Annotated in this window: 17 protein-coding genes and 1 other RNA gene; 13 read left to right on the top strand and 5 right to left on the bottom strand. The window is 57.0% G+C overall.

All coding sequences use genetic code 11. From position 1 onward, the window contains the following. Window positions 1-2: 2 nt before the first annotated feature. Complete coding sequence (locus DBR02_RS05920; protein ID WP_107533694.1) at window positions 3-1643, top strand: thiamine pyrophosphate-binding protein; 1641 nt, start codon at window positions 3-5, stop codon at window positions 1641-1643. Window positions 1644-1691: 48 nt separating this feature from the next. Here the strand turns inward: DBR02_RS05920 and DBR02_RS05915 are convergent, their stop codons facing one another. Further along, window positions 1692-2450, bottom strand: coding sequence for a M48 family metallopeptidase (locus tag DBR02_RS05915; RefSeq protein ID WP_003860073.1), 759 nt, complete (start codon window positions 2448-2450; stop codon window positions 1692-1694). Between the two features lie 272 nt (window positions 2451-2722). Between DBR02_RS05915 and tkt the strand changes: the two genes are divergently transcribed. The 7 genes from tkt (at window position 2723) to DBR02_RS05880 (ending at window position 11082) form a co-directional block, all read left to right on the top strand. Further along, the gene (gene tkt, locus DBR02_RS05910; RefSeq protein ID WP_063867863.1) at window positions 2723-4714 is read left to right on the top strand and encodes a transketolase; all 1992 of its coding nucleotides are present in this window, start codon (window positions 2723-2725) and stop codon (window positions 4712-4714) included. A 325-nt stretch (window positions 4715-5039) separates the two neighbouring features. Next, the gene (gene epd, locus DBR02_RS05905) at window positions 5040-6059 is read left to right on the top strand and encodes an erythrose-4-phosphate dehydrogenase (RefSeq protein WP_063452007.1); all 1020 of its coding nucleotides are present in this window, start codon (window positions 5040-5042) and stop codon (window positions 6057-6059) included. A 49-nt stretch (window positions 6060-6108) separates the two neighbouring features. After that, on the top strand, window positions 6109-7272 hold the full coding sequence (gene pgk / locus DBR02_RS05900) for a phosphoglycerate kinase (RefSeq protein WP_028014337.1): 1164 nt from the start codon (window positions 6109-6111) through the stop codon (window positions 7270-7272). Between the two features lie 92 nt (window positions 7273-7364). Continuing rightward, complete coding sequence (fbaA, locus tag DBR02_RS05895) at window positions 7365-8444, top strand: class II fructose-bisphosphate aldolase (RefSeq protein ID WP_063452006.1); 1080 nt, start codon at window positions 7365-7367, stop codon at window positions 8442-8444. A 186-nt stretch (window positions 8445-8630) separates the two neighbouring features. After that, entirely contained in the window at window positions 8631-9485 is an 855-nt protein-coding gene (mscS, locus tag DBR02_RS05890) for a small-conductance mechanosensitive channel MscS (RefSeq protein WP_063452005.1), read from the top strand. Window positions 9486-9630: 145 nt separating this feature from the next. Continuing rightward, the gene (gene argO, locus DBR02_RS05885) at window positions 9631-10266 is read left to right on the top strand and encodes an arginine exporter ArgO (protein ID WP_063867866.1); all 636 of its coding nucleotides are present in this window, start codon (window positions 9631-9633) and stop codon (window positions 10264-10266) included. Between the two features lie 93 nt (window positions 10267-10359). Then, window positions 10360-11082: an oxidative stress defense protein gene (locus DBR02_RS05880; protein WP_063867868.1), complete on the top strand. Its 723-nt coding sequence runs from the start codon at window positions 10360-10362 to the stop codon at window positions 11080-11082. A gap of 44 nt (window positions 11083-11126) precedes the next feature. Here DBR02_RS05880 and argP read toward each other — a convergent pair whose 3' ends face one another. Next, on the bottom strand, window positions 11127-12020 hold the full coding sequence (argP, locus tag DBR02_RS05875) for a DNA-binding transcriptional regulator ArgP (RefSeq protein ID WP_003860089.1): 894 nt from the start codon (window positions 12018-12020) through the stop codon (window positions 11127-11129). A 127-nt stretch (window positions 12021-12147) separates the two neighbouring features. Here argP and rpiA point away from each other — a divergent pair, with 127 nt between their 5' ends. Both rpiA and serA read left to right on the top strand, forming a co-directional pair. Continuing rightward, a complete protein-coding gene (rpiA, locus tag DBR02_RS05870) occupies window positions 12148-12807 on the top strand; it encodes a ribose-5-phosphate isomerase RpiA (RefSeq protein WP_063867870.1) in 660 nt (219 codons plus the stop codon). A gap of 266 nt (window positions 12808-13073) precedes the next feature. Next, complete coding sequence (gene serA / locus DBR02_RS05860) at window positions 13074-14306, top strand: phosphoglycerate dehydrogenase (protein ID WP_063452002.1); 1233 nt, start codon at window positions 13074-13076, stop codon at window positions 14304-14306. A 259-nt stretch (window positions 14307-14565) separates the two neighbouring features. On the opposite strand, the gene DBR02_RS05855 is transcribed toward serA, so the two are convergent. From DBR02_RS05855 to zapA, 3 genes are all read right to left on the bottom strand, one after another. After that, entirely contained in the window at window positions 14566-15162 is a 597-nt protein-coding gene (locus DBR02_RS05855) for a 5-formyltetrahydrofolate cyclo-ligase (RefSeq protein WP_107533693.1), read from the bottom strand. Between the two features lie 24 nt (window positions 15163-15186). Then, window positions 15187-15370: non-coding RNA, 6S RNA (gene ssrS / locus DBR02_RS05850), on the bottom strand. A 41-nt stretch (window positions 15371-15411) separates the two neighbouring features. Then, window positions 15412-15741 carry a cell division protein ZapA gene (gene zapA, locus DBR02_RS05845; protein WP_006811891.1) on the bottom strand — a complete coding sequence of 110 codons (330 nt, stop codon included), beginning with the start codon at window positions 15739-15741 and terminating at the stop codon, window positions 15412-15414. 167 nt (window positions 15742-15908) lie between these two features. Between zapA and DBR02_RS05835 the strand changes: the two genes are divergently transcribed. The 3 genes from DBR02_RS05835 to ubiH are packed head-to-tail and all read left to right on the top strand — an operon-like array spanning window position 15909 to window position 19007. After that, window positions 15909-16487 carry a YecA/YgfB family protein gene (locus tag DBR02_RS05835; RefSeq protein WP_003860099.1) on the top strand — a complete coding sequence of 193 codons (579 nt, stop codon included), beginning with the start codon at window positions 15909-15911 and terminating at the stop codon, window positions 16485-16487. 31 nt (window positions 16488-16518) lie between these two features. Further along, window positions 16519-17832, top strand: coding sequence for a Xaa-Pro aminopeptidase (gene pepP, locus DBR02_RS05830; protein WP_107535620.1), 1314 nt, complete (start codon window positions 16519-16521; stop codon window positions 17830-17832). Then, complete coding sequence (gene ubiH, locus DBR02_RS05825) at window positions 17829-19007, top strand: 2-octaprenyl-6-methoxyphenyl hydroxylase (RefSeq protein WP_107533691.1); 1179 nt, start codon at window positions 17829-17831, stop codon at window positions 19005-19007. Before pepP ends, ubiH begins: the two co-directional genes overlap by 4 nt. Window positions 19008-19019 lie beyond the last annotated feature (12 nt).

The raw sequence follows: 19019 nt of genomic DNA, 5'->3' as shown, positions 1-19019 counted from the left end.
CAATGAGCGAAATGATAACCGTCGGCGACGCCATCGCCAGAACGCTGGAGCAGTATCAGGTTGAGGCCATCTACGGCGTCATCTCCATTCACAACCTGCCGATCGCGGATGCGGTCGGGCAGCGGGGCAAAATCCGCTTCGTGCCCGCACGCGGCGAGGCGGGTTCCGTCACCATGGCCGACGCCCACGGGCGGTTTTCCGGCCTCGGCGTAGCGCTGACCAGCACCGGCGCGGGGGCGGGGAACGCGGTAGGCGCGCTGGTGGAGGCGATGAACGCCTGCACGCCGCTGCTGCATTTAACCGGGCAGGTGGAAAAGGCCTGGCTGGACGCCGACACCGGGTTTATCCATGAAACCCGCGACCAGCTGACCTTCCTGAAGGCCAGTTCAAAGCGGGCGTACCGCATCAGCAATGCCAGCCAGGCGATAGCGATCCTGCATAAAGCGATCCAGGAGGCGCAGACGCCGCCGTGCGGGCCGGTATCAGTGGAGATCCCGATTGATATTCAGGGGGCTAAAATTCCTCTGTCTCTGGTGACCGCACCGGTGAAACCGGCTCCGGGTGTGAGCGTAGATGCGAACGCTGTCGATTCGCTGTGGGCGCAGCTTAAGCAGGCTAAACAGCCGCTGCTGTGGCTGGGCGGCGGGGCGCTGGGAAGCGCTGACGCGGTGAAAAAACTGGCGGAGGCGGGCGTGACGGTGATCTCCAGCACCCACGCGCGCGGCGTGCTGCCGGACAGCCATCGTGCCAGCCTGCGCGCGTTCCACAACTCGCCGTCGGTAGAGGCGCTGATTGCGCAGTGTGATTTTACGCTGGTGGCCGGTTCTCGCCTGCGCAGCAACGAAACCCGCTCCTGGACGCTGGAGTTGCCGTCTCCGCGGGTGCAGATTGATATCGATCCGGCGGCGGCGAGCCGTAACTATCTGATGGATAACACGCTGATAGCCGACTGTTCAGCGCTGCTTGGTGCCCTGGCCGATAAAGCGCAGGGCCGCGAGTGGGGCAACGCCCAGTGGGACGCGCAGGTGCAGCAGGCGGTATTGCAGGCTGAACAGGGCCTGCGCGAGCAGTGCGGCGCCTATGCGAAGCTCAACTACGCCATAGAAAACGCCCTGCCGAAGGACGGCCTGCTGGTGCGCGATATCACCGTGTCCGGCAGCCTGTGGGGCAGCCGCCTGTTCAGGGCTAACGGCCCGCTGATGAACATTCACTCTCTGGCCGGGGCGATTGGTATGGGGCTGCCGATGGCCATCGGTACCGCCATTGCCAACCCGCAGCGTAAGGTGGTGGGGCTGGTGGGCGACGGCGGCCTGAGCCTGAATTTAGGCGAGCTGGCGACGCTGGCGCAGGAGAAAGCCAACGTGACGCTGCTGATCATGAACGACGGGGGCTACGGCGTCATGCGCGGCATTCAGGATAAGTATTTCGGCGGGCGACAGTATTACAACGAATTGCACACGCCGGACTTTACCCTGCTGGCGCAGGCGATTGGCTTACAGGCCTGGAGCGTTGAGCGGGCCGAGGACTTTGATGCGGTCATGACGGAGGCGCTGGCCATGCCGGGGCCGTCGGTGGTGGAAGTGCGGATGGGGCAGATAGGCGCCCTGAAGTTTGCCGGGCCGCCGCAGAAAACGCTGTACTGATTTGGTCTTGTTGCCCGGCGGCGCGGCGCGCACCGGGCAGATGTGCCGTTATTTAATACCGTCAGCCGCCATGCGGTCGCGGATATGCTGCGCGCGTTCAACGGAGGCCGGGTGGTCGTCAAACATGGAGCTCTGACGGCCTTCTTCCAGCTTCGCCAGTTTCTCGAAGCTGGTGGCTAAACCCGATGGATTGATGCCGCGTTTGCGCAACAGATCGTAAGAGTAGTCATCCGCTTCAGACTCCTGACGCTGGGAGAACTGGGAGTTCACCAGTTTCTCGCCGACGTCGCCAAGCTGCGACTGGGACAGGCTGCCGACAATACCGCCCGCAGAGGCTGCCGCGGCGCGCACGGCGTTGGTGCCCAGCGCAACCTGCATCCCTTTCTTCACGTGGCCCAGGGCTACGTGGCCCATTTCATGGCCGATCACCGCTTCCACTTCGTTGTCGGTCATCATGTCCATCAGGCCGCTGTAAACGCGGATACAGCCGTTGGCCATCGCGAAGGCGTTGACGTCTTTCGCCATGTACACCTTATAGTTCACCGGCTGGCCATTAATGTTGTCGCCCAGCGCGGAAGCAATCTTGTTCAGACGCTGCGTGTAGGTGCTGTTTGCCGGGGCAAGCGTAGCTTTTCCATCCATATCCTTACAGGCCTCGTCGCTCAGCGCTTTGACCTGCGCATCGCTCAGAGAGTAGGCCTGAAAAGCTTCTGCGCCTGAGGTCATCAGGCCGTTAGAATCCATATTCTGACAGCCGCTTAGCAGGAGCGTTGTTCCTACAGCCAGCCCAATTGCACGCATTTTCATGATGTCGCTTCCGTACTCGTTAATCTGAATTAATTCTGAAAAATGCACCGTCAACGAAGCCGGTGTCGGGCTAAGTATAAGGAATATCTACAGGGGCGGGCGAGCAGATTGCGCAACATGCGAGCATGATCCAGAGATTTCTTAAGCTGCAAAAGAATGCTCCATGTACATGCCCTGCGGCTTGGGTTACATTGTTGGCACTTTTTTCCGGCGTAGCCCAAAACGCGCTGTCGTCAAGGGCATGGCCTTTAACAGTCCGATCTGGAGTTAAAATGTCCTCACGTAAAGAGCTTGCTAATGCTATTCGTGCGCTGAGCATGGACGCAGTACAGAAAGCCAAATCCGGCCATCCGGGTGCCCCAATGGGCATGGCTGACATCGCCGAAGTCCTGTGGCGTGATTTCCTTAACCACAACCCACAGAACCCGGCATGGGCAGACCGCGACCGTTTCGTGCTGTCTAACGGCCACGGCTCTATGCTGATCTACAGCCTGCTGCACCTCACCGGCTACGATCTGCCAATCGAAGAGCTGAAAAACTTCCGTCAGCTGCACTCCAAAACTCCAGGTCACCCGGAAGTGGGCTACACCGCAGGCGTTGAAACCACCACCGGCCCGCTGGGTCAGGGCATTGCGAACGCAGTGGGTATGGCGATTGCTGAGAAGACCCTGGCGGCACAGTTCAACCGTCCGGGCCACGACATCGTTGACCACTTCACCTACGCGTTCCTGGGCGACGGCTGCATGATGGAAGGCATTTCTCACGAAGTGTGCTCCCTGGCAGGTACCCTGAAACTGGGTAAACTGGTTGCGTTCTACGACGACAACGGCATCTCCATCGACGGTCACGTTGAAGGCTGGTTCACTGACGACACCGCTGCACGTTTCGAAGCCTACGGCTGGCACGTTGTGCGTGGCGTTGATGGCCACGATGCTGACTCGATTAAACGTGCAGTAGAAGAAGCGCGCGCCGTGACCGACAAACCGTCCCTGCTGATGTGCAAAACCATCATCGGCTTCGGCTCTCCGAACAAAGCGGGCACCCATGACTCCCACGGCGCACCGCTGGGCGACGCGGAAATCGCACTGACCCGTGAAGCGCTTGGCTGGAAACACCCAGCCTTCGAAATCCCGTCTGAGATCTATGCTCAGTGGGATGCGAAAGAAGTGGGTCAGGCGAAAGAAGCGGCCTGGAACGAGAAGTTTGCGGCTTACGCAAAAGCCTTCCCGCAGGAAGCAGCCGAGTTCACCCGTCGTATGAAAGGCGACATGCCGTCTGATTTCGACGCGAAAGCGAACGAGTTCATTGCGAAATTGCAGGCGAACCCGTCTAAAATCGCCAGCCGTAAAGCGTCTCAGAATGCGATCGAAGCGTTTGGTCCATGGCTTCCAGAATTCCTCGGCGGTTCCGCTGACCTGGCGCCATCTAACCTGACCCTGTGGTCTGGATCTAAGCCAATCAACGAAGATGCTGCCGGTAACTACATCCATTACGGTGTACGTGAATTCGGTATGACCGCTATCGCGAACGGTATCTCCCTGCACGGTGGTTTCCTGCCGTACACCTCTACCTTCCTGATGTTCGTGGAATATGCACGTAACGCCGTGCGTATGGCAGCGCTGATGAAACAGCGTCAGGTGATGGTCTACACCCACGACTCCATCGGTCTGGGCGAAGATGGTCCAACTCACCAGCCGGTAGAGCAGGTAGCTTCCCTGCGCGTGACCCCGAACATGAGCACATGGCGTCCATGTGACCAGGTTGAATCTGCGGTGGCGTGGAAATACGGCGTTGAGCGTCAGGACGGCCCGACCGCGCTGATCCTCTCCCGTCAGAACCTGGCGCAGCAGGAGCGTACCCCAGAGCAGCTGGCGAACATCGCGCGCGGTGGCTACGTGCTGAAAGATTGCGCGGGCCAGCCTGAGCTGATCTTCATCGCGACCGGTTCTGAAGTTGAACTGGCTGTTGCAGCATGGGAAAAACTGACTGCCGAAGGCGTGAAGGCGCGCGTGGTCTCTATGCCGTCTACCGATGCGTTCGACAAGCAGGATGCGGCTTACCGTGAATCCGTACTGCCTAAAGCGGTTTCCGCTCGCGTGGCGGTGGAAGCGGGTATCGCTGACTACTGGTTCAAATACGTGGGCCTGAACGGTGCTATCGTCGGTATGACCACCTTCGGTGAGTCTGCACCGGCTGAGCAGCTGTTTGAAGAGTTCGGCTTCACCGTTGAGAACGTTGTCGCGAAGGCGAAAGAACTGCTGTAATTGCTGTTTTGCCCGGTGGCGCTTACGCTTACCGGGCCTACAAATGGCACAAAACGTAAGCCGGGTACGCGTAAGCATCACCCGGCTTTTTTGTAGACATTATTCCACCAGAAATGTGACGCAAGTCATATAGCTCGCTTATTCATCTGGACAACCATTCCTTTTATTCCGCGATTCGCTTATTCTTGCTGAAGCGTTTCAGTCGATTAAATGTTCGACAATTGACCAATCGATCGCAGTTTGTGACAGCAAGGATTCCCCTTCGGGCGTCGCTGGATTACTCTTTCAGCCACCTCAAACTCAGGGATAGCTTTGCAGGAGATCTATGACCGTACGCGTAGCGATTAATGGCTTCGGTCGCATCGGGCGCAACGTGGTTCGTGCATTATATGAATCCGGGCGTCGTGCGGAAATCACCGTGGTGGCAATCAATGAACTGGCGGATGCTGCGGGCATGGCGCATTTATTGAAATATGACACCAGCCACGGCCGCTTTGCCTGGGACGTTCGCCAGGAAAGGGAACAGCTGTTCGTCGGTGACGATGCAATCCGCGTGCTGCATGAGAACAGTATTGAAGGGCTGCCCTGGCGCGAACTGGGTGTGGATGTGGTCCTGGACTGTACCGGCGTGTACGGTAACCGCGAACATGGCGAAGCGCATCTGAAGGCCGGTGCGAAAAAAGTCCTGTTCTCCCATCCCGGCAGTCACGACCTCGACGCCACCGTCGTGTTTGGCGTCAACCAGCACGAGCTGCACGCTGAACACCGCATTGTCTCCAACGCCTCCTGCACCACCAACTGCATTATTCCGGTCATTAAACTGTTAGACGATGCGTACGGCATTGAATCAGGCACCGTGACCACGATTCACTCCGCCATGCACGATCAGCAGGTTATCGACGCCTATCATCCGGATTTACGACGCACTCGCGCGGCGAGCCAGTCCATTATTCCGGTGGATACGAAACTGGCTGCGGGGATCACCCGTATTTTCCCGCAGTTTAACGACCGTTTCGAAGCGATTGCCGTGCGTGTTCCGACGATAAACGTCACCGCAATCGATCTTAGCGTGACGGTAAAAAAACCGGTAAAAGCCTGTGAAGTCAACCTGTTGCTGCAAAAAGCGGCACAGGGAGCATTTCATGGTATAGTTGACTATACGGAATTACCGTTGGTCTCAGTAGATTTTAACCACGACCCGCACAGCGCCATCGTGGATGGCACGCAGACGCGAGTCAGTGGTGCGCACCTTATCAAGACGCTGGTCTGGTGTGATAACGAATGGGGCTTTGCTAACCGAATGCTCGACACCACGTTAGCCATGGCCGCAAAAGGTTTCAGGTAGAGCGCACCTTGCGCTTGCAAAACTTTAAGAATCAACGAGAGGATTCACCATGTCTGTAATTAAGATGACCGATCTGGATCTGGCAGGTAAACGCGTTTTCATCCGTGCCGATCTGAACGTACCGGTTAAAGATGGCAAAGTGACCAGCGACGCGCGTATTCGTGCATCTCTGCCAACCATTGAACTGGCTCTGAAGCAGGGCGCTAAAGTGATGGTCACCTCCCACCTGGGCCGTCCAACTGAAGGCGAGTACAACGAAGAGTTCTCTCTGCTGCCGGTTGTTAATTACCTGAAAGACAAACTGTCCAACCCGGTTCGCCTGGTGAAAGATTACCTGGACGGCGTAGACGTTGCCGAAGGTGAGCTGGTTGTTCTGGAAAACGTTCGCTTCAACAAAGGCGAAAAGAAAGACGACGAAACCCTGTCCAAAAAATACGCTGCACTGTGCGACGTGTTCGTGATGGATGCATTCGGTACGGCTCACCGTGCGCAGGCATCTACCCACGGTATCGGTAAATTTGCAGACGTTGCGTGTGCAGGTCCGCTGCTGGCTGACGAACTGGAAGCACTGGGTAAAGCACTGAAAGAACCTGCTCGTCCAATGGTTGCTATCGTTGGTGGTTCTAAAGTGTCTACTAAACTGACCGTACTGGATTCCCTGTCCAAAATCGCTGACCAGCTGATCGTTGGCGGTGGTATCGCGAACACCTTCGTTGCCGCTCAGGGCCACAACGTGGGTAAATCCCTGTATGAAGCAGACCTGGTTGACGAAGCCAAACGCCTGCTGGGCACCTGCGATATCCCGGTTCCAACTGACGTTCGCGTGGCAACCGAGTTCTCCGAAACCGCTACCGCGACCCTGAAATCTGTTAACGACATCAAAGATGAAGAGCAGATTCTGGACCTGGGCGACGTTTCTGCACAGAAACTGGCTGAAATCCTGAAAAACGCAAAAACTATCCTGTGGAACGGTCCAGTCGGCGTGTTCGAATTCCCGAACTTCCGCAAAGGGACTGAAATCGTTGCTAACGCTATCGCAGACAGCGAAGCGTTCTCTATCGCAGGCGGTGGTGACACCCTGGCAGCTATCGACCTGTTCGGTATCGCTGACAAGATCTCCTACATCTCCACTGGTGGCGGCGCATTCCTCGAATTCGTGGAAGGCAAAGTACTGCCAGCAGTAGCAATGCTCGAAGAGCGCGCTAAGAAGTAAGCCATTCAGGGGCAGGGAAACCTGCCCAATTTTCAGCGCGCTTATCAGAGCTCGCACCTTTTCTAACGGCCGAAGATACAGGACTAAGCAACATGTCTAAAATTTTTGATTTCGTAAAACCTGGCGTTATCACTGGTGATGACGTACAGAAAGTGTTCCAGGTAGCTAAAGAAAACAACTTCGCTCTGCCAGCAGTTAACTGCGTAGGTACCGACTCCATCAACGCCGTACTGGAAACCGCTGCAAAAGTTAAAGCACCGGTTATCGTTCAGTTCTCCAACGGCGGCGCTGCGTTCATCGCGGGTAAAGGCGTGAAAACTGACGTTCCTCAGGGTGCTGCTATCCTGGGCGCTATCTCTGGTGCGCACCACGTTCACCAGATGGCTGAGCATTACGGTGTTCCAGTTATCCTGCACACTGACCACTGCGCGAAGAAACTGCTGCCGTGGATCGACGGTCTGCTGGACGCGGGTGAAAAACACTTCGCGGCAACCGGTAAGCCACTGTTCTCTTCTCACATGATCGACCTGTCCGAAGAGTCTCTGGAAGAAAACATCGAGATCTGCTCTAAGTACCTGGCGCGTATGTCCAAAATGGGCATGACCCTGGAAATCGAACTGGGCTGCACCGGCGGTGAAGAAGACGGCGTGGACAACAGCCACATGGACGCTTCTGCACTGTACACCCAGCCAGAAGACGTTGATTACGCTTACACCGAGCTGAGCAAAATCAGCCCGCGCTTCACCATCGCAGCGTCCTTCGGTAACGTGCACGGCGTTTATAAGCCAGGTAACGTGGTTCTGACCCCAACCATCCTGCGCGATTCTCAGGAATACGTTTCCAGGAAACACAACCTGCCGCACAACAGCCTGAACTTCGTCTTCCACGGCGGTTCCGGTTCTTCTGCTCAGGAAATCAAAGATTCCGTAAGCTACGGCGTAGTGAAAATGAACATCGATACTGACACCCAATGGGCAACCTGGGACGGTATCCTGCAATACTACAAAACCAACGAAGCTTACCTGCAAGGCCAGCTGGGCAACCCGAAAGGCGAAGACCAGCCGAACAAGAAATACTACGATCCACGCGTATGGCTGCGCGCTGCGCAGACGTCCATGGTGACGCGTCTGGAGCAGGCATTCAAAGAACTGAACGCGATCGACGTTCTGTAATTTGATCCGCTAACAGCATCAGAAGGCCCGCAAACGCGGGCCTTTTTTTATGCTTTTTCAATATCCTGCAATACCTGTTTTTGTGATCTGCTTGGCAATACCTGCGCTTTTTGTTTACCCTTTACTGACCTGCCTGTCCCCTCAAGGGATAGATTTTGTGTTTTGGTTTAGCAAAAGGAAGAATAAATGGAACAACTTGATGTTGTAGACAGCATCAATAACGCGGGTAACTGGCTGGTGCGTAACCAGGCGCTACTGCTGAGCTACGCCGTGAATATTGTTGCCGCTATTGCCATTATCATCGTCGGGATGATCGTGGCGCGTATCGTCTCGAACGCTGTCAACCGGGTGATGGTCTCTCGACACATTGACGCCACGGTCGCCGATTTCCTCTCCGCGCTGGTGCGCTACGGCATCATCGCCTTTACGCTGATTGCCGCGCTGGGGCGCGTCGGCGTGCAGACGGCATCCGTCATCGCCGTACTCGGTGCTGCCGGTCTGGCCATTGGTCTGGCATTGCAGGGTTCGCTTTCAAACCTGGCGGCGGGCGTACTGCTGGTGACCTTCCGTCCGTTCCGTTCCGGTGAATATGTGGATTTAGGCGGCATCGCCGGTACCGTGTTGCAGGTACAGATTTTCTCTACCACCCTGCGTACCGTCGACGGTCGTATTGTTGTGGTACCGAACGGGAAAATCATTGCGGGCAATATCATTAACTTCTCCCGCGAGCCGGTGCGTCGTAACGAGCTGATCATCAGCGTGGCGTACGATTCCGATATCGACCAGGTGAAATCGCTGATCGCTAACATCATTGATTCTGACGACCGCATTCTGAAGGACCGCGAGCAGACCGTTCGTCTGAACGAGCTGGGCGCGTCATCCATTAATTTTGTGGTACGCATCTGGAGCAAAAGCAGCGATCTGCAAAACGTTTACTGGGACGTGCTGGAGCGTATCAAGCGCGATTTCGATGCCAACGGCATCAGCTTCCCGTACCCGCAGATGGACGTCAACGTCAAAAAAGTCAAAGAAGCAGAGTAACTTTACCAGTAGGCCCGGTAAGCGTTAGCGCCACCGGGCTTTTTTGTTATTAGCTTCACTAATCCCCGATTAATATTATCCATTTCCTCTAATGACATTCCCGCAGTATAGTCTGCCTCCAGGACAACTTTGTGAGAATTACGTCATGTTATCTTATTATTTTCAGGGGCTTGCGTTAGGCGCAGCCATGATCCTCCCCCTCGGCCCGCAAAATGCGTTCGTGATGAACCAGGGCATTCGCCGCCAGTACCACCTGATGATTGCTCTGCTGTGTGCGGTGAGCGATCTGCTGCTGATTTGCGCCGGAATTTTTGGCGGCAGCGCGCTGCTGATGCAGTCGCCGTGGCTGCTTGCGCTGGTTACCTGGGGCGGCGTGGCGTTTCTGCTCTGGTACGGATTCGGTGCCCTGAGAACGGCCATGAGCAGTAATCTTGAGCTGGCGAGCGCCGAAGTGATGAAGCAGGGGCGCTGGAAGATTATCGTCACCATGCTCGCCGTGACCTGGCTTAACCCGCACGTTTACCTTGATACGTTTGTGGTGCTGGGCAGCCTGGGCGGCCAGCTGGACGTTGAGCCGAAGCGCTGGTTTGCGCTGGGCACGGTCAGCGCCTCCTTCCTCTGGTTCTTCGGTCTGGCGATCCTGGCGGCGTGGCTGGCACCACGACTGCGTACCGCCAAAGCGCAGCGCATTATCAATACGCTGGTGGGGCTGGTGATGTGGTTTATTGCCTTCCAGCTGGCGAAAGAGGGCATTCATCACGTACAGGGATTGTTCAACTAAGCGTTTGTCTTATGGACATCTGAGCAGGAGCCGCTAAGCTTGCTGGCATGAGCCCTGTTGATGGGGCACTCTTCGCAACATGGAGGAATGACAGTGAAGTTTAAGGTGATGGCCCTGGCGGCATTAGTAAGTTTAGGTTCGGTGTCGGTGCAGGCGAATGAACTGCCAAACGGCCCGCACATTGTCACTTCAGGCACCGCAAGCGTGGATGCGGTTCCGGATGTTGCAACCCTGGCAATTGAAGTGAACGTCGCGGCGAAAGATGCGGCTTCCGCCAAGAAACAGGCAGACGATCGTGTTGCGCAATACCTCTCTTTCCTGGAACAGAACGGTATCGCGAAAAAAGATATCAGCTCTGCGAACCTGCGTACTCAACCGGATTACGACTATCAGAACGGTAAAAGCATCCTGAAAGGCTATCGCGCCGTGCGTACTGTTGAAGTGACGTTGCGCCAGCTCGATAAGCTCAACTCGCTGCTGGATGGTGCGCTGAAGGCAGGCCTGAACGAAATCCGTTCCGTCTCGCTGGGCGTTGCGCAACCGGAGAAATATAAAGACGAAGCGCGTAAAGCGGCAATTAATGATGCCATTCATCAGGCTGAACAGCTGGCATCCGGCTTCAAGAGCAAGCTCGGCCCGGTTTACAGCGTGCGTTACCACGTCTCTAACTACCAGCCAAGCCCGATGGTGCGGATGATGAAGGCAGACGCCGCGCCGGTTTCTGCTCAGGAAACCTACGAGCAGCCAACCATTCAGTTCGACGATCAGGTTGATGTGGTGTTCCAGCTTGAGCCAACTGAAAAGCCAGCTCAGTAATCCGTAGGCCGGGTAAGGCGTAGCCGCTACCCGGCTTTTCTTTTTTAATCCTGTCTCAACACCTTATGCCCAAACGCCAGCAGCGCATCCGTGACGTTGCGCATCATGCGGCTTTCCGGCGCAAAACGGTGCCAGTACAGCATCCGGCGCTGATACAGCCCCGGCGTTAAATCAATCAGCTCACCGCTTTTTAACTCTTTCTCAATCTGCAAATGCGGGATCATGCAGCAGGTGGTGCCCTGACGCGCGAGCTGTACGAAGGCTTCGGACGAGTTAACGATATGACACGGCACGCTGCCCGGCGGCAGGTCGAAGTTTTGTTGCAGGAAGGCCTGATGCATATCGTCCAGATGGTCGAACGCGACAGCAGGGGCTTTCAGCAGCGCGGCGCGGGTCACGCCGTTCGGGAAGTAGCGCTCCGCAAAGGCTTTTGAACCGACAAACAGGTAATCCAGCGCGCCCAGCTGATCCACCAGACAGCTTGGCAGGGCCTGAGGCTGAATACTGACCGCCCCAACCACTTCGCCACGGCGCAGGCGCTCCTGAGTGCGGGTCTCGTCTTCAACCTGAAGGTTCAGGCGGATTGGGGAGTCGGCCAGCACCGGCGCAAGGGCCGGCAGCAGCCATGTTGCCAGACTGTCGGCGTTCACCGCCAGCGACAGCAGCAGCGGCGTAGAGCCGGTCTGTTCATCGCCCAGCCACTCATCTTCCAGCAGTTCAACCTGGCGCAGCAGGGCGAGAAGCTTTTGCCCTTGCTCCGTGGGTCGCGGCGGCACGGTACGCACCAGCAGCGGCTGCCCGAACATGTTTTCAAGCTGTTTGATACGTTGTGATACGGCGGACTGGGTGATGCACAGCTTTTGCGCCGCGCGCTCAAAACCGCGTTCACGAATAACTGCATCAAGTGCCTGTAGTGTTCTGTAGTCCGGACGTTTCATTGCTCTGGCTGACTCCTTAATTTTGCTTAATCTGCACTATGACACAATTTTCCCTTCGTGGCAGACGAAATCCATTCGACGTGTTCTATAATGCGCCCTGAGTTTTCATACCACAGGCAAAACGATCATGACGCAGGATGAACTGAAAAAAGCAGTAGGATGGGCCGCTCTCCAGTACGTACAGCCGGGTACCATTGTCGGGGTAGGTACGGGGTCGACGGCGGCACACTTTATCGATGCACTGGGCACGATGAAGGGGCAGATCGAGGGCGCAGTTTCCAGCTCCGATGCGTCCACGGAAAAGCTGAAGAGCCTTGGCATCACCGTTTTCGACCTCAACGAAGTGGACCGCCTGGGCATTTACGTTGATGGCGCGGATGAAATCAACGGCCACATGCAGATGATCAAAGGCGGCGGCGCGGCGCTGACCCGTGAAAAGATCATCGCGTCAGTAGCGGACAAGTTCATCTGCATCGCGGACGCCTCCAAGCAGGTCGATATTCTGGGGAATTTCCCGCTGCCGGTTGAAGTGATCCCGATGGCGCGCAGCGCCGTAGCGCGTCAGCTGGTTAAGCTGGGTGGTCGTCCGGAATACCGTCAGGGTGTGGTGACCGATAACGGCAACGTCATCCTCGACGTTCACGGTCTCGAAATCCTCGATGCCGTTGCGCTGGAAAATGCGATTAACGGCATTCCGGGCGTCGTGACCGTAGGGTTGTTTGCCAACCGCGGCGCGGACGTGGCGCTGATCGGCACGGCTGACGGCGTGAAAACCATCATAAAATGATCTGACGGGGGGAGCGCTCCCCCCGCTAAAAAATTTTGAAGCGCTAAATTCGGTGACTTGTGTCACGTTTTTCCACCTCATTTGCCGATCCTTCCACGTTCACAATTATCCGCAGCATTTTCCTCTGTCATTTTGCCCTGTATGACTTTTCTTCAGAGTGCCGACGCAAACGTTCATATTGCTGCAATAGTTTTTTTTGATATGTTGGCTGCACGGGATTTCAATCCAGCACAACATCAGTTCAGATAAAAAACAGGGTCGGGTAAATGGCAAAGGTATCACTGGAGAAAGACAAGATTAAATTCCTGCTGGTCGAGGGCGTGCACCAGAAAGCGCTTGATAGCCTTCGTGCGGCAGGTTACACCAACATCGAATTTCACAAAGGCGCGCTGGACTCCGAAGAGCTGAAAGCGTCCATCCGTGATGCCCATTTTATTGGCCTGCGATCCCGTACCCAACTGACTGAAGACGTTATTGCTGCGGCGGAAAAGCTGGTGGCGATCGGCTGTTTCTGCATCGGCACCAACCAGGTTGATCTGAACGCCGCCGCGAAGCGCGGTATTCCGGTCTTTAACGCGCCGTTCTCGAACACCCGTTCCGTAGCGGAGCTGGTGATCGGCGAGCTGCTGCTGCTCCTTCGCGGCATTCCGGAAGCCAACGCTAAAGCGCACCGCGGGGTGTGGAACAAGCTGGCCGCGGGCTCCTTCGAAGCGCGTGGTAAAAAGCTGGGGATTATCGGTTACGGCCATATCGGTACGCAGCTCGGTATTCTGGCGGAATCCCTCGGTATGCACGTATTTTTCTACGATATCGAAAGCAAACTGCCGCTGGGTAACGCGACGCAGGTGCAGCATCTTTCTGACCTGCTGAACATGAGCGACGTGGTCAGCCTGCACGTGCCGGAAAACGCCTCCACCAAAAACATGATGGGCGCGGAGGAGCTGGCGCTGATGAAGCCGGGCTCGCTGCTGATCAACGCCGCGCGCGGTACGGTAGTTGACATTCCTGCGCTGTGCGACGCGCTGAAGCGTAAACATCTGGCGGGAGCGGCTATCGACGTATTTCCGACGGAGCCGGCTACCAACAGCGATCCGTTTACCTCTCCGCTGTGCGAGTTCGACAACGTGATCCTGACGCCGCACATCGGCGGCTCGACCCAGGAAGCGCAGGAGAACATCGGCCTCGAAGTGGCGGGTAAGCTGAGCAAATATTCTGACAACGGTTCAACGCTCTCTGCGGTGAACTTCCCGGAAGTCTCGCTGCCGCTGCACGGCGGTCGCCGTCTGCTGCATATCCACGAAAACCGTCCGGGCGTGCTGACTGCCATCAACCAGATCTTTGCCGAGCAGGGCGTTAACATCGCCGCGCAGTACCTGCAAACCAACTCGCAGATGGGCTACGTGGTGATTGATATTGAAGCGGATGAAGACATCGCCGAGAAAGCGTTGCAGAGCATGAAGACCATTCCGGGGACGATTCGCGCGCGTCTGCTGTACTGATGGTGCGGTCTGTGGTGTCGGGTGGCGCTTACGCTTACCCGACCTACAACGGTTGTGCGGTTTGTGGTGTCGGGTGGCGGCTACGCCTTACCCGACCTACGACGATTGTGCGGTTTGTGATGTCGGGTGGCGCGTACGCTTACCCGACCTACGATGGTTGTGCGGTTTGTGGTGTCGGGTGGCGCGTACGCTTACCCGACCTACAAATTCCGAGGTTTTATGTAGGCCGGGTAAGGCGCAGCCGCCACCCGGCTTTATGCTACCAAAGCCACGTTTTGCTGGGCGTCACTACCGCCGGCAGCGGAATATCCCACTTCTCTACAGGCAACACTTCTACAGCCTGGCAATCATGCGCATATCCTACCGGCTGCAACCCGTAGCGCTGCCAGTTTTGCAGCGTTCTGTCATAGAAACCCCCGCCCATACCTAATCGCTGGCCCTGTTCATCAAACGCCACCAGCGGCGTAATCAGCACGTCCAGCTCAGAAAGCGGCAGCACGTCGCGCACGTCGAGTTTGGGTTCGGTGATTTTCAGACGATTCACCACCAGCTCGCTGTGCGGATGGTAGTGCAGAAACAGCAGATTGCCCCGGCTGAACGGATGCAGTACCGGCAGGTACACTTTTTTCCCGGCGCGCCAGAGCTGGTCTATAAGCGGCTGGGTGTCCAGCTCGCCGTCAAACGAGAGAAACAGCGCGACGGTGTTTGCCATCACTACGGGCGGATAGGCCATCATGCGGGCGGCGGCCTGCTGGGCAAAGTGTGCCTGTTGTTCGGCGCTTAAGGCGCGACGACGCTGGCGAATGAGCTGACGGATGTCCTGGCGTGAGGCAGAAACTTCAGGGAATTGAGTCATGGTAGTCGGTAGAAGAAGAGAGAGGGAATCTCCGAGATGCCGCCGCAGGCTGTAACCCTTGAACCCTTGGTTCAAGGTGAATGTGTCGTCATAGTTTTAAGGCTTCTCGGACGAACCGAGCATGCTCACCAACCATGGAGCGCCACATTCTTGTGGTATGAAATATCGGCTCAGGGGACTGGCCCGCTTGCAAACATCTCAGAGAAATTTTGTCTTCACAGTTACTCTACCATAGTCAACTGCGAAGTGTTATTCAAACTTTGGTCCCGGTCTTTCGGGATTGCGACCTTGATCAAGCAACGCCTGTTCTATGGTCTGCTGGAGCATTTTAATGCGCTGCTCCATGCTGGCCGCGTAATCGCGGGTCTTCGCTTTTTCCTGAGTCAGTTCATAGCTGATGTTCAACGCGGCGATGAAAACCAGCTGCTCAGTATTTGTGACTCTAGTGCGTTCTTTTAGATCTTGCAACCGCTGATTCAAATCGTCCGCAGCCTGATTCAGGGCATCCCTTTGTTCAGGTGGACAATTCACTCGCAGTGAACGGCCAAAAATCTGGAGATCGACGGGTTGTGCAGACATGCCACCTTCCTGCTGATTGACTGCGCTGCCTTCGCTTACTGCCCCGGGGGCTGCGAAGGGGCGACACTATAGCTACCCTGATGTGAAGATACAAGCCCTTTTCTGGTATCACCAGGGTCCAAAGTGGTAGCATATCATGAATATCCTCCCTTTGATGATGAATGCGTATGTCTATACAGAACGAAATGCCTGGTTACAAGGATTTAAACCAGTTACTGAACCAGCAGGGAGTCGGTTTAACCCCTGCCGAAATGCACGGTCTGATCAGCGGCATATTGTGCGGCGGAAACAGCGACAGCTCCTGGCAGCCGCTGATCCACGACCTCACCAACGAAGGGCTGGCGTTTGGCCACGAGCTGGCGGAAGCGCTGCGCAAAATGCATGCGGCGACCAGCGACTCCCTGGAAGACGATGGCTTTCTTTTTCAGCTTTATCTGCCTGAAGGCGATGATGTCAGCGTCTTCGATCGCGCCGATGCGCTCGCGGGCTGGGTAAATCACTATCTGCTCGGCCTCGGCGTCACCCAGCCTAAACTGGATAAAGTGACCGGCGAAGCGGGTGAAGCGATCGACGATCTGCGTAACATTGCGCAGCTTGGCTACGACGAAGACGAAGATCAGGAAGAGCTGGAGATGTCTCTCGAAGAGATTATCGAATACGTTCGCGTGGCGTCTCTGCTGTGCCACGACAACTTCACGCGCTCGCAGCCGACCGCGCCGGAAGTTCGTAAGCCAACCTTACATTAAGAAAAATAACGCACAGGAGGGTGTCATGGTTATCTCGAATCAAGAGTATTCTCGCCGTCGTCAGGCGCTGCTGTCAAAAATGCAGCCGGGTAGCGCCGCCCTGATTTTCGCCGCGCCGGAAGTGACGCGCAGCGCCGACAGCGAATACCCCTATCGACAGAGCAGCGATTTCTGGTACTTCACCGGCTTCAACGAGCCGGAAGCGGTGCTGGTGCTGATTAAAAGCGATGACACCCACAACCACAGCGTGATCTTCAACCGCGTGCGCGATTTAACCGCGGAAATCTGGTTTGGCCGCCGCCTGGGGCAAGAGGCAGCGCCGGAAAAGCTGGGCGTAGACCGCGCGCTGGCCTTCAGCGAAATCAACCAGCAGCTTTACCAGCTGCTTAACGGTCTCGACGTGCTCTACCACGCACAGGGCGAATACGCCTATGCGGATGAGATTGTGTTTACCGCGCTGGACAAGCTGCGCAAAGGCTCCAGGCAGAACCTCTCCGCGCCCGCTACGCTGACGGACTGGCGTCCGGTGGTGCACGAGATGCGTCTGTTCAAGTCAGAAGAAGAACTCAACGTGATGCGCCGCGCGGGAGAAATTAGCGCCCTGGCACATACTCGCGCCATGGAAAAGTGCCGTCCCGGTATGTTCGAGTACCAGCTGGAAGGCGAAATTCACCATGAATTTAACCGCCACGGCGCGCGCTTCCCGTCCTACAACACCATCGTTGGCGGCGGGGAAAACGGCTGCATTCTGCACTACACCGAAAACGAAAGTGAGCTGCGCGACGGCGATCTGGTGCTGATTGACGCCGGCTGTGAATATCAGGGGTATGCGGGCGACATCACGCGCACCTTCCCGGTGAACGGCAAATTCACGCCCGCGCAGCGTGAAATCTATGACATTGTGCTGGAGTCGCTTGAAACCGCGCTGACGCTGTTCCGTCCGGGCACCTCTATCCAGGACGTGACGGGCGAGGTGGTGCGCATCATGATTAGCGGGCTGGTTAAGCTTGGTATCCTGAAAGGCGAAGTGGACACGTTAATCGCTGAAAACGCCCATCGCCCGTACTTTATGCACGGCCTGAGCCACTGGCTGGGGCTCGACGTACACGACGTGGGCGCATACGGTACGGATCGTTCGCGCGTGCTGGAGCCTGGCATGGTGCTGACCGTTGAGCCGGGGCTGTACATCGCGCCGGATGCGGACGTGCCGGACCAGTACCGCGGGATCGGCATTCGTATTGAAGACGACATCGTCATCACCGAAACCGGCAACGAAAACCTGACCGCGACCGTGGTGAAAAACGCCGACGATATCGAGGCGCTGATGGCGGCGGCACGCGTATGAGCGTGATCATCGTTGGCGGAGGCATGACCGGCGCTACCCTGGCGCTGGCCATTTCGCAGTTAACCAAAGGTCAGCTTCCGGTGCATCTTGTTGAGGCGGTTGCGCCGCAGGCGGCCGATCATCCCGGTTTCGACGCCCGCGCCATCGCACTGGCCCAGGGAACCTGCCAGCAGCTTGCGCGCATTGGCATCTGGCAGGCGATAGCGGACTGCGCGACGGCCATCGGCACCGTTCACGTCAGCGATCGCGGCCACGCCGGGTTTGTGACGCTGGATGCCCACGATTACCGAATTGAGGCGCTGGGGCAGGTCGTTGAACTGCATGACGTGGGGCTGCGGCTGTTCCGTCTGTTACAGGATGCCCCTGGCGTCACGCTGCACTGTCCGGCGCGCGTCGCCAGCTTTAGCCGCAGCGACGAGGCCGTCAGCGTGACGCTGGACAATGGCACCACGCTGGAGGGGCAACTGCTGGTGGCGGCGGATGGTTCACGCTCGTCGATCGCCACGCAGTGCGGCGTAGAGTCGCGCGCTCAACCCTATGGTCAGGTGGCGGTTATCGCTAACGTTTCCACGGCAGGCGCGCATAACGGCAGGGCCTTTGAGCGTTTCACCGAGCACGGCCCCCTGGCCATGCTGCCGATGTCGAACGGGCGCTGCTCGCTGGTGTGGTGCCATGCGCAGGATCGCGCCGACGAGGTGCTCTCCTGGTCCGATGAACGTTTTTGTTCCGAGCTGCAAAAGGCTTTCGGCTGGCGGCTTGGACGTATCACCCACGCCGGTAAGCGCGTGGCCTATCCGCTCTCGCTGACGACCGCATCGCAGACGGTTTCCCACCGCGTCGCGCTGGTCGGCAACGCCGCGCAGACGCTGCACCCCATCGCCGGGCAAGGCTTCAACCTTGGCCTGCGCGACGTGATGAGTCTGGCCGAGCTCCTGGCCCGGACGTGGAGCGAACAACAGGATTGTGGCGCATACTCAGTGCTGAGCCATTACCAGAAACGACGTCAGGCGGACAAGGCGGCGACCATTGGCGTTACCGACGGTTTAGTCCACCTGTTTGCCAATCGCTGGGCGCCGCTGGTTGCGGGTCGCAACCTCGGGCTGATGGCGATGGAACTGTTCATTCCGGCACGTGACGTGCTGGCGCAGCGGACCCTGGGTTGGGTCGCGCGTTAAGGAGTAATCACC

Source organism: Enterobacter cloacae complex sp. (assembly GCF_900322725.1).
Taxonomy (GTDB): Bacteria; Pseudomonadota; Gammaproteobacteria; order Enterobacterales; family Enterobacteriaceae; genus Enterobacter; species Enterobacter quasihormaechei.
The sequence above is the reverse complement of the archived record's forward strand: the minus strand, read 5'-3'. Positions and strand labels throughout refer to the sequence as shown.